At 62.7% G+C, this 13,764-nt stretch carries 15 protein-coding genes; 5 read left to right on the top strand and 10 right to left on the bottom strand.

Going from position 1 to position 13,764, the window contains the following annotated elements:
* Positions 1-3: 3 nt before the first annotated feature.
* The 4 genes from RO009_05640 to coxB all read right to left on the bottom strand — a co-directional run bounded on the left by RO009_05640 (position 4) and on the right by coxB (position 3,710).
* Positions 4-177, bottom strand: a complete 174-nt coding sequence (locus RO009_05640; protein MDT3684507.1) for a CoxF protein — start codon at positions 175-177, stop codon at positions 4-6.
* Complete coding sequence (locus RO009_05635) at positions 171-1,106, bottom strand: heme o synthase (protein MDT3684506.1); 936 nt, start codon at positions 1,104-1,106, stop codon at positions 171-173. The genes RO009_05640 and RO009_05635 overlap by 7 nt, the downstream gene beginning before the upstream one ends.
* 61 nt (positions 1,107-1,167) lie before the next feature.
* Complete coding sequence (ctaD, locus tag RO009_05630; GenBank protein ID MDT3684505.1) at positions 1,168-2,793, bottom strand: cytochrome c oxidase subunit I; 1,626 nt, start codon at positions 2,791-2,793, stop codon at positions 1,168-1,170.
* A 53-nt stretch (positions 2,794-2,846) separates the two neighbouring features.
* Positions 2,847-3,710: a cytochrome c oxidase subunit II gene (gene coxB / locus RO009_05625; GenBank protein ID MDT3684504.1), complete on the bottom strand. Its 864-nt coding sequence runs from the start codon at positions 3,708-3,710 to the stop codon at positions 2,847-2,849.
* A 496-nt stretch (positions 3,711-4,206) separates the two neighbouring features.
* Here coxB and RO009_05620 point away from each other — a divergent pair, with 496 nt between their 5' ends.
* From RO009_05620 to tldD, 3 genes are all read left to right on the top strand, one after another.
* Positions 4,207-4,686, top strand: coding sequence for an invasion associated locus B family protein (locus RO009_05620; GenBank protein MDT3684503.1), 480 nt, complete (start codon positions 4,207-4,209; stop codon positions 4,684-4,686).
* Between the two features lie 31 nt (positions 4,687-4,717).
* Positions 4,718-5,362, top strand: a complete 645-nt coding sequence (locus RO009_05615; GenBank protein MDT3684502.1) for a MarC family protein — start codon at positions 4,718-4,720, stop codon at positions 5,360-5,362.
* Positions 5,363-5,462: 100 nt separating this feature from the next.
* Positions 5,463-6,881: a metalloprotease TldD gene (gene tldD, locus RO009_05610; GenBank protein ID MDT3684501.1), complete on the top strand. Its 1,419-nt coding sequence runs from the start codon at positions 5,463-5,465 to the stop codon at positions 6,879-6,881.
* A gap of 6 nt (positions 6,882-6,887) precedes the next feature.
* On the opposite strand, the gene RO009_05605 is transcribed toward tldD, so the two are convergent.
* The 3 genes from RO009_05605 to RO009_05595 are packed head-to-tail and all read right to left on the bottom strand — an operon-like array spanning position 6,888 to position 8,292.
* The gene (locus RO009_05605; protein MDT3684500.1) at positions 6,888-7,358 is read right to left on the bottom strand and encodes a DUF6644 family protein; all 471 of its coding nucleotides are present in this window, start codon (positions 7,356-7,358) and stop codon (positions 6,888-6,890) included.
* A gap of 20 nt (positions 7,359-7,378) precedes the next feature.
* Positions 7,379-7,726: a DUF6152 family protein gene (locus RO009_05600; protein MDT3684499.1), complete on the bottom strand. Its 348-nt coding sequence runs from the start codon at positions 7,724-7,726 to the stop codon at positions 7,379-7,381.
* 23 nt (positions 7,727-7,749) lie between these two features.
* On the bottom strand, positions 7,750-8,292 hold the full coding sequence (locus RO009_05595; GenBank protein MDT3684498.1) for a PAN domain-containing protein: 543 nt from the start codon (positions 8,290-8,292) through the stop codon (positions 7,750-7,752).
* A 227-nt stretch (positions 8,293-8,519) separates the two neighbouring features.
* Between RO009_05595 and RO009_05590 the strand changes: the two genes are divergently transcribed.
* Positions 8,520-10,130, top strand: a complete 1,611-nt coding sequence (locus RO009_05590; GenBank protein ID MDT3684497.1) for a glycosyltransferase family 39 protein — start codon at positions 8,520-8,522, stop codon at positions 10,128-10,130.
* Positions 10,131-10,259: 129 nt separating this feature from the next.
* On the opposite strand, the gene RO009_05585 is transcribed toward RO009_05590, so the two are convergent.
* On the bottom strand, positions 10,260-10,622 hold the full coding sequence (locus RO009_05585; GenBank protein MDT3684496.1) for a DUF1127 domain-containing protein: 363 nt from the start codon (positions 10,620-10,622) through the stop codon (positions 10,260-10,262).
* Between the two features lie 182 nt (positions 10,623-10,804).
* Here RO009_05585 and RO009_05580 point away from each other — a divergent pair, with 182 nt between their 5' ends.
* Positions 10,805-11,686 carry a LysR substrate-binding domain-containing protein gene (locus RO009_05580; GenBank protein MDT3684495.1) on the top strand — a complete coding sequence of 294 codons (882 nt, stop codon included), beginning with the start codon at positions 10,805-10,807 and terminating at the stop codon, positions 11,684-11,686.
* 143 nt (positions 11,687-11,829) lie between these two features.
* Here the strand turns inward: RO009_05580 and ybaK are convergent, their stop codons facing one another.
* On the bottom strand, positions 11,830-12,303 hold the full coding sequence (gene ybaK / locus RO009_05575) for a Cys-tRNA(Pro) deacylase (protein ID MDT3684494.1): 474 nt from the start codon (positions 12,301-12,303) through the stop codon (positions 11,830-11,832).
* A 58-nt stretch (positions 12,304-12,361) separates the two neighbouring features.
* Positions 12,362-13,732 carry a glutamate--cysteine ligase gene (locus RO009_05570; GenBank protein ID MDT3684493.1) on the bottom strand — a complete coding sequence of 457 codons (1,371 nt, stop codon included), beginning with the start codon at positions 13,730-13,732 and terminating at the stop codon, positions 12,362-12,364.
* Positions 13,733-13,764 lie beyond the last annotated feature (32 nt).

The following is a 13,764-nucleotide window of genomic DNA, read 5'->3' as shown; positions in this document are numbered from 1 at the left end:
CGCTTACATCGGCCGCTGCAATACGCCGGGACCCTTCACCAGCGTGATGACGTAAAACAGGATGACCAATGCGCCGAGCGTGACCGCGATGGCGATCGAACGGCTGCGCCGCGCGCGCTTCTGCGCTTCGGTCAGCACCACGCCTTTCTCGTTCTTGTCAGCCACGATGCTCACCACGGCAGCCGGCCGAAGGTCAGGCCGAAAACTTGCTCGACCAGCAGCACGGCAAACAGCGCAAAGAGATACAGAATGGAGAAGCCGAAGAGCTGCTTGGCGATGCGGTCGGCCTGCGCGCCTTCGGAGCGATAGAGGCGGATGGACAGCACCATCATCACGCCGCCGGTCACGGCAGAGACGATGGCATAAAGCGCGCCGGCAAAGCCGGACAGCCAGGGCGACACGCCGACAAGGAACAGGATCGCCGAATAGATCAGGATCTGGCGCTTGGTCTCGTCCGCGCCGGCCACGACCGGCAGCATGGGAATTCCTGCGCGCGCATAATCGTCGGAGCGAAACAGCGACAGCGCCCAGAAATGAGGCGGGGTCCAGAAGAAGATGATCAGGAACAGAAGGATCGATTCGAGGCCAATGGTTCCAGTCGCAGCGGCCCAGCCGATCATGGGCGGGAATGCGCCGGCGGCGCCGCCGATGACGATGTTCTGCGGCGTGAAGCGCTTCAGCCACATCGTGTAGACCACGGCGTAGAAGAAAATGGTGAAGGCGAGAAGGCCCGCGGCCAGCACATTGACCATCAGCCCCATGGTCACGACCGAGAAGACCGCAAGGATGAGCCCGAAGGCAAGCGCCTCTTCGCGGCCGACGCGACCGGCCGGCAGCGGACGCTGGGCCGTGCGTTTCATCACGGCGTCGATATCGGCCTCGTACCACATGTTCAGAGCGCCGGCGGCGCCGGCGCCCACCGCGATGCAAAGCACCGCGGTGAAGCCGAGCACGGGATGGATGTGGCCGGGCGCGATCATGAGCCCGACCAGAGCGGTGAAGATCACGAGCGACATAACCCGCGGCTTCAGCAGCAAGACGTAATCGCCGCCGGTCGCCAGACTCGGCTCATAGCGCGCGTCGCCGCCTGCAGCCGGGGGCTGCATGTTGTGCGAAGCGGTGAGGGGCGAAGCCTGGGTCATGTCGGTCCCGATTTACTTGATCTTGCTACTTGATCCTGGGCAGCACTTCGAACTGGTGGAACGGCGGTGGCGAAGACAGCGTCCATTCCAGCGTGGTCGCGCCGGCGCCCCAGGGATTGTTGCCGGCCACCTGCTTGCGCGCGAAGGCCTGCGCCACGCCGAACAGGAAGATCACGACGCCCAAGGCCGAGAGATAAGAGCCGTAGGAAGAGATGCGATTCCAGTCGACAAAGGCATCCGGATAGTCGGCGATGCGGCGCGGCATGCCGGCGAGGCCGAGGAAGTGCTGCGGGAAGAAGATGATGTTCACGCCGATGAACGTCACCCAAAAATGCAGCTTGCCGACGAATTCCGAATACATGTAGCCGGTGATCTTCGGGAACCAGTAATACCAGCCCGCGAAGATCGTGAAGACGGCGCCCATCGACAGCACGTAATGGAAATGCGCGACGACGTAATAGGTGTCGTGCAGCGCACGGTCGACGCCGGCATTGGCGAGCACGACGCCGGTCACGCCGCCGATCGTGAACAGGAAGATCATGCCGATGGCCCACAGCATGGGCGTGCGGAACTCGATCGAGCCGCCCCACATCGTCGCGATCCAGGAGAAGATCTTCACGCCGGTCGGCACCGCGATCACCATGGTGGCGGCGACGAAATAGGCCTGCGCGCCGGTCGACATGCCGACCGTGTACATGTGGTGCGCCCACACGACGAAGCCGATGCCGCCGATCGCGACCATGGCGTAGGCCATGCCGAGATAACCGAACACGGGCTTGCGTGCGAAGGTCGCGATGATCTGGCTGGCAATGCCGAAGCCCGGAAGGATCAGGATGTAGACTTCCGGATGTCCGAAGAACCAGAACAGATGCTGGTACAGGATCGGGTCGCCGCCGCCGTCCGGCGCGAAGAATGTCGTGCCGAAATTGCGGTCGGTAAGCAGCATGGTGATGGCGCCCGCCAGAACCGGCAGCGACAGCAGCAGAAGGAACACGGTCACCAGGATCGCCCACACGAACAGCGGCATCTTGTGCAGGGTCATGCCCGGCGCGCGCATGTTGAAGATCGTGGTGATGAAGTTGATGGCGCCGAGGATGGAGGAGGCGCCGGCGATGTGGATCGACAGAATGGCGAAATCGACGGCCGGTCCGGGATGGCCGGTGGTCGAGAGCGGCGCGTAGAGCGTCCAGCCGCCGCCGACGCCGTCCGCGCCCGGCTCGCCTTCCACGAACATCGAGATCAGGAGGAGCGTGAAGGAAGCGGGCAAGAGCCAGAACGAGATGTTGTTCATGCGCGGGAAGGCCATGTCCGGCGCGCCGATCATCAGCGGCACGATCCAGTTGCCGAAGCCGCCGATCATCGCCGGCATGACCATGAAGAAGATCATGATCAGGCCGTGCGCGGTCGTGAACACGTTGAACAAATGCGCGTCATGGAAAATCTGCATGCCGGGCTCTTGCAACTCCAGCCGCATGCCAATCGACAGCACGCCGCCGATGATGCCGGCGATGATCGCGAACACGAGGTACATCGTGCCGATGTCCTTGTGGTTCGTCGAATAGACGTAGCGGCGCCATCCGGTCGGATGGTCATGCGCGTCATGCGTATCGTGAGCGGCGTGAGCGTGGTCGGAATGCGCCGTCGTAGCCATGATCCAGGTCCCTTGATTTTGTCGTTATTCTTGACGTTCTTTGTGCTCGGTGCTCACCGCGCGGCCGCGCCGTCATTGGCAGCGACATTGACCGGCGAATCTGCGCCGCGCGCGAATTTCTTCTTGGCCTCATCGATCCAGGAGGCGAAGTCCTTCTCGCTGACGACGCGCACCGTGATCGGCATGAAGGCGTGGTCCTTGCCGCAGAGCTCGGAGCATTGTCCGTAATAGACGCCTTCCTTGGTGGCCTTGAACCAGGTCTCGTTCAGACGTCCGGGAACCGCGTCAATCTTGACGCCGAAGGATGGCACGGCGAAGGCGTGGATCACATCGGCGGCGGTGACCTGCATGCGCACCGTCTTGTTCACCGGCACGACGATTTCGTTGTCGACGGCGAGAAGGCGCGGCTGTCCGGCCTTGCGGTCCTTGTCCTGCAGCATCAGCGAGTCGAATTCGAAGCCGCCATTGTCGGGATAGGTGTAGCTCCAGAACCACTGCTTGCCGGTCGCCTTGATGGTCAGATCGGTCTGCGGGATGTTGAGCTGGAAGAACAGAAGACGGAAGGACGGGATCGCGATCGCGACGAGCACCAGCACCGGCACCACGGTCCAGATCATTTCGATCAGGGTGTTGTGCGTGGTCTTGGACGGGGTCGGATTGGCGCGGGCATTGAAGCGCACCATGACTACGACCAGCAGAATCAGCACCAGCGCCGTGATGGCGGTGATGATGTAGAGAAGGAAATCGTGGAACCAGACGATGTCGGCCATCACCGGCGTGACCGCGGTCTGCAGCCCGAGCTGCCATTCTGAAGGCTGGCCGGTGCCGGCCAAAGCCGCAGCCGGAAACAGGATGGTAGACACAAAAAGGGCAATCTTGCCCGCTGCCCAAGCGTTCAACTTCATCTGGTCCCGCATTGTCGTATTCGCTCCTTCGCCAAATCGGCTCCTTGCACACCTGGGTCCAGGTGCTTTCAGCCGGTTCGCGGCAGCCCGCTTGTACGCTGGGAAGTCCCGGAACCTCATCCGGCGTGAAGGGCCGGAGCAGATAACCGGAAACGCCGATTTGGCGGGCGCGCGACGGGATTTATGGGTAAATCCCGACTTCTCAAACCATAATTTAGACCTACTCGCAATGACGCTCACGCTCCGGAAAAATGCGACCAACCGCGAACAGCGCGGACCGGCGCAAAAGCCGGGAGAGAAGCCCGCGAAATAGTGGCTATTCGGCTGTTTTGCGCAGGCCCGGCAGGGAATTGTGCGTCCTTGACACCGCGCCTTGAGGCTGTAGGCAGGCGCTTCCTGCGCGCTCCGGAACACGATTCGGAACGCGGGGGCGGCGCCGAAACAGAAAAAGCCCGCCGAGGTGACAATGAGCCTGTCTGAGACCGCAATTCTCACCCGCATTCTGGGCATGGCCTGTGCCGGACTCGTCTGGGTCGCCCAGACAGCGCCCGCCGCGGCTCAGGGCGCCGTGCGCTCCGTGCATGGTGACTGGCAGGTCCGTTGCGATACTCCGCCGGGCGCCCAGGGTGAGCAATGCGCCCTGATCCAGAGCGTTACGGCCGAGGATCGCGCCAATGTCGGCCTGACCGTGATTGTGCTGAAGACGGCAGATCAGAAAAGCCGCCTGATGCGGGTGGTGGCGCCCTTGGGTGTTCTCCTGCCCTCGGGTTTGGGCCTGAAAATCGACAATAACGACGTCGGACGCGCCGGATTCGTCCGCTGCCTGCCCAATGGCTGCGTGGCCGAGGTCGTGATGGACGACAACCTGGTGAAGCAACTTCGCAGCGGCCAAACAGCGACCTTCATCATCTTTCAGACCCCGGAAGAAGGCATCGGTTTTCCGATGGGGCTGAAAGGCTTCGGCGAAGGCTTCGACAAGCTCCCTTGAGGCCCGACCGGCGCAAGAGCGAGGACGTCCGATGCTTCCTGATCAGGCGCTGTTTGTCACCCAATTGCTGACGCTGTGGGCGGTGCTCGATCCGGTCAGCCACCTGCCCTTGTTCATTGCCGCGACATCGGGTTTCACCGCCGCCGAGCGGCGGCGGGCGGCATTGATATCCGTGCTGCTGGCCTTCGCCATTCTCGCCATATTCGGAGTGGGCGGTCAGATCCTGCTCTCAGCGATGGGCATTTCGCTCTTGTCGTTCCAGATTGCCGGCGGAATCGTGCTGTTCCTTTTCGCCGTTTCGATGGTTCTGGGCGATGGCGCGCACGCCGCCGCGCCGAAGCCTGACGCATCGTCACGGAGCGATACGGTAATGGCGACGGCTGTCTATCCGCTTGCAACGCCGATCATCGCCGGGCCCGGCGCAATGTTGTCCATGGTTCTGCTCATGGATAACAACCGCTACGCGCTGGAAGAGCAGGTCGAGACCGTCGTCGCCCTCGCCACCGCGCTCCTCGGATTGTTGGTTATTTTTCTGATCGGAGACCATGTCGAGCGTCTGATCGGCAAGGGCGGCACCCAGATGCTGCGTCGGATCATGGGCCTTTTGCTGTCTGCGCTGGCGGTCAACCTGGTATTGAGCGCCTTGGCGAGTTGGCTCAAGCTTCCGCACATCTGACGGTGGCTCGCCTCCGCGGGAACGGTTGACGGCGGCGCACTGTTGGAATTCAGTTTCGGCGTCTATCTATGAGACACAGCATTGTCGAAAGGACCTCCTTATGGCGACCACGATTTCTCTCATCGACCGCGCCGGCCTCGATTCCGGGCGCGTCCGTAGCATCGTGGCGCGCGGCCTCGAGGGCGCCGATGACGGCGAGCTGTTCCTGGAATACCGCCAGTCCGAGGCGCTCGGTTTCGACAATGGCCGACTGAAGCAGGCGACCTACGACACCTCCCAGGGTTTCGGCCTGCGCGCGGTGAAGGACGAGGCGGTCGGTTATGCGCATGCCTCCGATTTGTCGGAACAGGCGATGTTGCGCGCCGCCGACGCGGTGCGCGCGGTGAAGGGCGGCTATAGTGGCCGTTATGCGGATGCGCCGCCGCGCAGCAATGTGCGCCTCTATGGCGATGACAACCCGCTGGACGCTCCGGGCTTCGAAGCCAAGGTGAAATTGCTGCAGGAGATCGACGCCTATGCGCGCGCCAAGGATCCGCGCGTGCGTCAGGTCTCCGCCAGTCTCGGTGCGTCCTGGCAGGTGGTCGAGATTTTCCGTTCTGACGGCGAAATCTACCGCGACGTCCGACCGATGGTGCGCATCAACGTGTCCATCGTCGCCGGCGACGGCACCCGGCAGGAAACCGGCAGTCACGGCTATGGCGGGCGTGAGGGTTATGCGCGTTTCATCGAGAGCGGCGCCTGGCGCGAGGCGGTTGACGATGCGGTGCGGCAGGCGCTGGTGAATCTTGAATCGGTGCCGGCGCCCGCCGGCGAAATGGATGTGGTGCTCGGGCCCGGCTGGCCCGGTGTGATGCTGCATGAGGCGGTCGGCCACGGCCTTGAGGGTGATTTCAACCGCAAGAAGACGTCGGCTTTTGCCGGCCTGATGGGCCAGCAGGTCGCGGCCAAGGGCGTCACCGTTGTCGACGATGGCACGATCAATGCGCGGCGCGGCTCGCTTTCGATCGATGACGAGGGCACACCCACCAGCAAGACATTGCTGATCGAGGACGGCATTCTGGTCGGCTACATGCAGGACCGGCAGAATGCGCGCCTGATGAACATGCGGCCGACCGGCAACGGCCGCCGCGAATCCTATGCCCATGTGCCGATGCCGCGCATGACCAATACCTACATGCTCGCGGGCCATCACGAACCCGGCGAAATCCTCGCTTCGGTGAAGAACGGGATCTACGCAGTCAATTTCGGCGGCGGGCAGGTGGACATCACCTCGGGCAAATACGTGTTCCAGTGCACCGAGGCCTACAGGATCGAGAATGGCAAGATCGGCGCTCCGCTGAAGGGCGCCATGCTGATCGGCAACGGCCCGACCGACCTGCACCGCGTGACCATGGTCGGCAACGACCTTGCACTCGACCACGGCATCGGCACCTGCGGGAAGAACGGGCAGGGCGTGCCGGTCGGGGTCGGCCAGCCGACCTTGCGCATGGACCGCATCACCGTCGGCGGGACGGGATAACGTTCTTCACAGATACGCAATCGTCCGCCCGGTGGCAGCCACCGCTATCCATAATCCGATTGAGATGAATCCCGCCCGGCGCGCGGCCGGAGGCAACGGTATGAGCGGCGGCAGCGTTCTGACTTTTGGCGCAGTAAAAAATTCAAACCAGGTGACGTTCAAGAGCGCCAATCCGATCAGTGCCAGTTTGAGCTGAAAGACAGGATTGACGATGACATGGCTGGCTTCGGCCGTGAACAGAACGGCGCCGGTGATCAGCAAGCCGATGAAGGCGGTCACCACAAAACGACGCGCCATCTTTAAAACATGGCCAGGCGATGTTGCGGCGAGCGCGCCGGTCATGCGCACGTCCATCACTCCTACTGCACCCGCAAAGACAACGAGAGAAACGATATGGCCGACATTGGCCGCCATATAGATCCACGTCGATTGACGGATCGCGGCGCCGAGCGATGACGCCTCCAGCGCCACAAACATCGCCGGCGCGGCGTCAGTCATCAGCGCATCTCGATGGTCTTGCCGCCGACGGTGATGCGCTCGGCGCGCATTTCGTCCTTCTCAACCGTAGAGGGATAGCCATAAGCCGAAATGTCGTTGCCGACAGCGACCATGCTGGCGAGAGCACCGCGCGTGGTCATCCGCGAGGTCGGCGCAAGAACGATTGTCCACACCTTGTCGCTGCCGCGCACGGTCAGCGTGGCATGCGGGTTCTCGTATTTCGACGTCAGGATCGGTCCCGTGACCGTCACCGGCTTCGATGCGTCATAGCTGCCCCAGCCGTGATGGGCGGCGGCGGTTCCGGTGAGCAGGGCGGCGATGGCAAGAACGATATGCGGCAATCTCATCGGCGGCTCCTTAAGCAAAGGCGTCACCTGATAACACCTGAGATGCAGCAAGGCTTCCGCCGCGGTTTTGTAATCTTGTCCTTCAGGAAGCAGCGTGCACCGGGACCAATATAGCCCGGCCGCACATAAGTGAAAGCGCGGCATTTTGGATCGGCCTGGCAGGCGTCGGCACAAGCCTTTCCGGTGGGATCGGACTGCAGATCGATATTGCGGTAGTCGCCGCCAAGCCGGTCGATGGAATATTCCAGATTGCCGGTCCGTGCTTCGATCACGGCGGCGCCGCGCACACCGGAGATGCAGCAATTGTCTTCCTTGGCCGGCGTGACCTTATTCTTCAGCCAGCAAATGGCGTCGCGCCCGGCTGTGCGCGGGTAGGAAAAGCTCCAGGCCCGGCATTTGCCGTCCCGCTCGCAGCGGGCCGCGCAGACCGCCGGATCGCCGCTGCGAACCGGCAGACTGAGGTAATCGCCCCCCGGCCGGTCGAAGCCCGCTTGCGCCTGGACGGCCTTGGTCCCCGTTAGCAGCAGGACACAGCAGACCGTCAGCACGCTGAAATGCCGTTTCATTCCCGGCCAGCCCTGCAATGGGAGATCGCCCCTGATCGCATGTTAAAGAAGCGCCTGCACGGACGCGAGAGTGATGTGGGCGTTCTACAACTTCGTGAATAAACCGGCGCCAAGGGGCGGCGGGGCGGCCTCTGCCTGTTTGTTGTGCAAAGCAGCATGACACTCGGCGGGAAATTGCTCATGAATGATGTATGGGGCGAGGGGATGTTGCCGGGGATTTGTCGCGGGTGCCGGGGCTGCAAGAGCGTGTGTATGACTATGCCTGCGGCATTCTTGTCGCGGGCTTGTTGTTGCTGGTCACGCTGACGTTTCGCCATTACGGCATTTCCAACGACGAAGAAGTACAGCATCGCTATGGCGAATTGATCGTCGCCTATTACGGCAGCGGCTTCGCCGATCGCGCGCTGTTCGATTACAAAAATCTGTATCTCTATGGCGGTCTGTTCGACGTCGTCGCGGTTCTGCTCGCGAAGCTGGTGCCGCTTGACGTGTATTTGCTGCGTCATCTGCTGAGCGGCGTCATCGGCGTGGCAGGTATCGGCGTCGCGGCACTGACCGCGCGGCTGATCGCGGGAGCCCGTGCCGGATTGATTGCGGCGCTTGTGCTCGCGGCATGCGGTCCCTGGTTCGGCGCGATGTTCAACCACACCAAGGACATTCCCTTTGCAGCCGCAATGATGGGCGCCGTCTATTTTCTCCTGCGCATGTCACGGGATTTGCCGGCGGCGCGCTGGGGCGATGTGATCGGCTTTGGTCTGATGCTGGGCGCCGCGACCGGCCTGCGCGCAATAGGCCTCCTGCTGGTCGGCTATGCCGGCATTGCGGTCGCGCTGGCGATGCCGTGGACGAATTGGCGCTCCGCGAACGGCATCCGGGCTGCCGCGCTTTTTGCCTGGCGTTCAGGTTTGCGGCTGATGCCGGCGTTTCTCATCGGCTATTTGATCATGATCGCGGCATGGCCCTGGGCGGCGCAGGCACCGCTCAATCCCCTGCGCGCAATCTTCTCATTCGCGCATTTCCATTATGAGATCCGCACCATCGTCGCGGGCAACATCTACAAGATGGCGGACGTGCCGTGGTGGTATGTTCCGTTTTATCTGGCGATCAAATCTCCTCTGCTGATCTTGAGCGGCGCCGCATGTGCCATCGCTTTCGCCTGTCGTCCGCCACACAAGAGCGCCGATGACACCGATCGACGGCGCCGTGTCGATATCGCCTTCGTCGCTTTCGTCGCGATATTTCCCGTGATCTGCGAAGTGGCGACCGAGGGTCCGGCCTTCACCGGCATGCGCCATTTCCTGTTCGTGATACCGCCGCTCGCGGTCTTGTCCGGCGTCGGATTCGATGTCCTGTTGAGGTTCTTCCGGCCATGGCGCTGGGCGAAAGGCATGGCCGTCGCCGCTCTCGCCGCAGCGTTGACGTGGAATGTCTCGCTGCTCGTGCGCCTGCATCCTTACGAATACATGTTCTACAATACGCTGATCGGCGGTTTGCAGGGCGCCGAGCGCCGCTACGAAATGGATTACTGGGTCAACATGATGCCGGAAGCCGTCGGTGCGCTGGAGAATTACCTCAATCTGCGGACTGAGAAGTCGCAACGCACTTACACGGTCGGAGTCTGCGGCGAGACATTCTCCTTTCAGAACTACGCCGACAAGCGATTGCGGGCGTCGTCCGGCTGGCTGGAGGCGGATTTCTACATCGCACCGACGCACATGAATTGCGACAGGCTGGTTGATGGCCGTGTGATCGCCACGATCGAGCGCATGGGCGTCACCATCGGTGTCGTGAAGGACCGGCGCGGCTTCACGCAGAAGGCGCTCGGGCGCGCATTCTGAGTCTCGAATTGACGTTGCAAAAAGAAAGCGCCCGCCGAGGGCTCGGCGGGCGCAGATCCGCTGACGTGCGAGGGGAAGCGCGGGCGGATCATCAGGCCGGTCCGGGAGGGGACCGGCCGGGGCAGACCATCACACGGTGTGCCGCGAGGGGCGGTTGGTGTCGGGCACCGTGAAACCGTCGTGCGGGACCAGCGGCGGCGAAGCCAGAAAGGCCTTGCCGTCCGGCCTGGCACGGCGACGCCGTCGGTCCTGGGCGCGCGCCGCCAGAATGTCGGTCGGATCGCGCCAGAGCGGCTCGGCATAGGCGTCGCGCAGGTCGCTGCGGGTCAGACCGATGTCGCGCAACATGCGCTCATCCATGCCGGCGAGCGTTGCGGCATCCCGGCGGTTTTTGACCGCCTGGGCGAACTTGCGCAGGCTCGCCAGCGCTGCCGTCAGCAGCGCAGTAAAATAGGGTGGACTCGCCGTGAGATAGCCTGGAGCTGAAGCCATATTGGCCTCCCTCATTCGTTGCGGGGTCGGGCAAAACCTGGCCTCCGGACACTGCCGGCGCCACCCGATTTCCCGCCCGTTTTGGGGTTGAGCGGAATATGGCGAAGGACCATTGATAAGTGAAACGAATGTTTTTAATCTCACCAATCAGAGATGGTGATGTTTTAAAGCGAGCGCGCCCGATGACCACCATGATCGATGTCGACCAGCTCCGGACCTTCATTGCGATTGCCGAGACCGGCAGTTTCACCAAGGCGGCGGAGGTGGTGCACAAGACTCAGTCTGCAGTGTCCATGCAGATGAAGCGGCTGGAGGAGCGACTCGACAAGCCGGTCTTCGCGCGGGACGGGCGCGCCTCCAAGCTTACCGAGGACGGTGAGAAGCTGCTCGATTACGCCCGCCGCATCGTGAAGCTGAACATGGAGGCGCTGGCCGCCTTCTCCGGCAAGGAATTGTCGGGGCGCGTGCGGCTCGGCGTGCCTGACGATTATGCCGACCGCTACCTGCCGGAAATCATGGCGCGGTTTTCGCGCGCGTATCCAGGAGTCGAGCTGACGGTTTTGTGCGAGCCGTCGGTCGATCTGCTGGAGCGAATCGAATCCAATGAGCTCGATCTCGCCATCGTCACCGCGACGGAAGGGCAGCGGCCATCGGAAGCCTTTCGCCGTGAACGCTTGTTGTGGGTGACGTCGGCACGCCACGCGACGCATTGCGAGGATCTGCTGCCGCTCGCGCTCGGCAAGCAGAGCTGCTGCTGGCGGCGCCTTGCGCTCGACGCTTTGGAGAAGATCGGTCGGCCGCACCGCATTCTCTACACAAGCTCGAATGCCGGCGCCTACGCCGCCGCCGTGCTCGCGGGTCTTGCAGTATCCGTGATGCCGGAATCCGGATTGCGGCCCGGCATGCGTGTGCTGACGCCGGCCGATGGTTTCCCGGAATTGTCGCATTGCCGCATCGGCCTTGTGCGCAACCCGCATGAAAGCTCGGCGCTCGCCGATGCACTGGCCGAGCACATCATCTCCTCGCTCGACAACCTGTCGGACGCTGCGCAGGCGGCCGAGTGATTGAGTGAGCGTCTTGGGCAGGCTTGTCCCGGCCGCCACGTCTTTCTTGTGGTGAGTGCGTCAAGACGCGGGTGCCCGCGACAAGTCTACACTCCGGCCGGCCTTCGGCCGGACCGGGATGCGCGGGCGTGACGAAGAACTGACTACATGCAGAGATCGGCCGATGTGGCGGCGAGCAATCGCACGAGGTCACTCGGCGCGATCTCGATCTGCAGCCCGCGCCTTCCGCCATTCACGATGACAGTCGGATGCGCGAGTGCCGAAGCATCCATGAAATAGCTCGCGCGCTTCTTTTGCCCGAACGGCGAAATGCCGCCGACATGATAGCCGGTGGCGCGTTCGGCCTCAGCCGGCGGCAGCATGGCGGCGTCCTTGGCTTTCGCTGCCGCCGCAAGTTTCTTCAGGCTCACATCCTTGTCGGACGGCGCCAGCACGCACACGACATGACCGCCGGCTTTCGCCATCAGCGTCTTCAAAAGCCGCGCGGGCGAGACTCCAAGCGCTTCCGCGGCCTGCAAACCGATGCGCGCGGCATTTGGATCGTATTCGTATTCGTGCAGCGTGAAGGCGACACCGGTCTTTTCAAGCGCGACAATCGCAGGTGTGCCTTTGGCCACTTTTCACCTCTCCTCGCTGCGCGCGGAGAGGGAAGAACCCGCCGCTTCTTCTACGACGTCAATACGCATATTCCGTAAAGATCGGCTCCACCGAGCCCGCCCATTCGCCATGATACTTTGTCAGCAATTCTTCCGCCGGTGTCGTGCCGCGTGAGACGAGGTCTTCGAGCGGCTCGAGATAACGCGTCTCATCGGCGCCGCCGGGATCCTTGCGGGCGCGGCGCGTCAAGCCGTTGCGCGCCAGCGCCAGCGTCTCGGTCGCGAGCGAAAGCAGGGTGTGATTGCGGATTTTCGCGGCGAAGCCAAGCTTCGGCACATCGTCGCGCAGCTTCTGGCGTTCCTCCGCGGTCCAGTTCTTGACAAGATCCCATGCCGCATCGAGTGACGTCTGATCATAGAGCAGGCCGACCCAGAAGGCGGGCAAGGCCGGCAGGCGGCGCCACGGGCCGCCGTCGGAGCCGCGCATCTCCAGATAGCGCTTCAGGCGGACCTCCGGAAATATCGTCGAGATGTGGTTGGCCCAGTCGGAAATGGTCGCCTTCTCGCCTGGTAATGAGGCGAGCTTGCCGGTGAACAGATCGCGGAAGGATTGCCCCGATACGTCGAGATAGGTGTCGCCGCGCTTGATGAAATACATCGGAACGTCGAGCGCGTAATCGACCCAGCGTTCGAAGCCCATGCCGCTCTCGAACGCCCATGGCAGCATGCCAGACCGGTCGGCGTCGGTGTCGCGCCAGATTTCCGAACGGAACGAGAGAAAGCCGTTCGGCTTGCCTTCGGTGAAAGGCGAGTTGGCGAACAGGGCCGTGCCGACGGGTTGCAACGCCAGCGACACGCGCAGCTTCTTCACCATGTCGGCTTCCGAGGAGAAGTCGAGATTGGTCTGCACCGTGCAGGTCCGATACATCATGTCGAGGCCGAGCTTGCCGACCTTCGGCATATACTCGGTCATGATGCGATAGCGGCCCTTCGGCATTTTCGGAATCTCGGCGCGGGTCCATTTCGGCGTCATGCCCATGCCGAGGAAGCCGATGCCGAGCGGGCGTGCCACTTCCCGCACCTGTGCCAGATGTGCCATCAACTCGGTATGCGTCTGGTGAATGGTCTCCACCGGCGCGCCGGACAATTCAAACTGGCCGCCCGGCTCGAGCGAGATGGCGCCGCCGCCGGTCACATCGTAGAGGCCGATAATGTTCTCCCCCTCCATGATCGGCTCCCAGCCGAGCAGGAGTTGCATGCCTTCCAGTAATGCGCGGATGCCGCGCGGGCCCTCATAGGGCACCGGATTTTGACGATGCACCGTGAACGGGAATTTCTCGTGCTCGGTGCCGATCCGCCATTGCGCCCTCGGCTTGCAGCCGGCCTCGAACCAGGCGACGAGTTCGTCGCGCCGCTCGACCGGCGTCATGTCGATCTGGTCACGGGCCATTATCTATTGTCGCACTGACGATTCCGGCACAA

Source organism: Pseudorhodoplanes sp. (genome assembly GCA_032027085.1).
Classification (GTDB): Bacteria; Pseudomonadota; Alphaproteobacteria; order Rhizobiales; family Xanthobacteraceae; genus Pseudorhodoplanes.
Note: the sequence above shows the minus strand (reverse complement) of the source record. Positions and strands in the feature narration are given on the sequence as shown.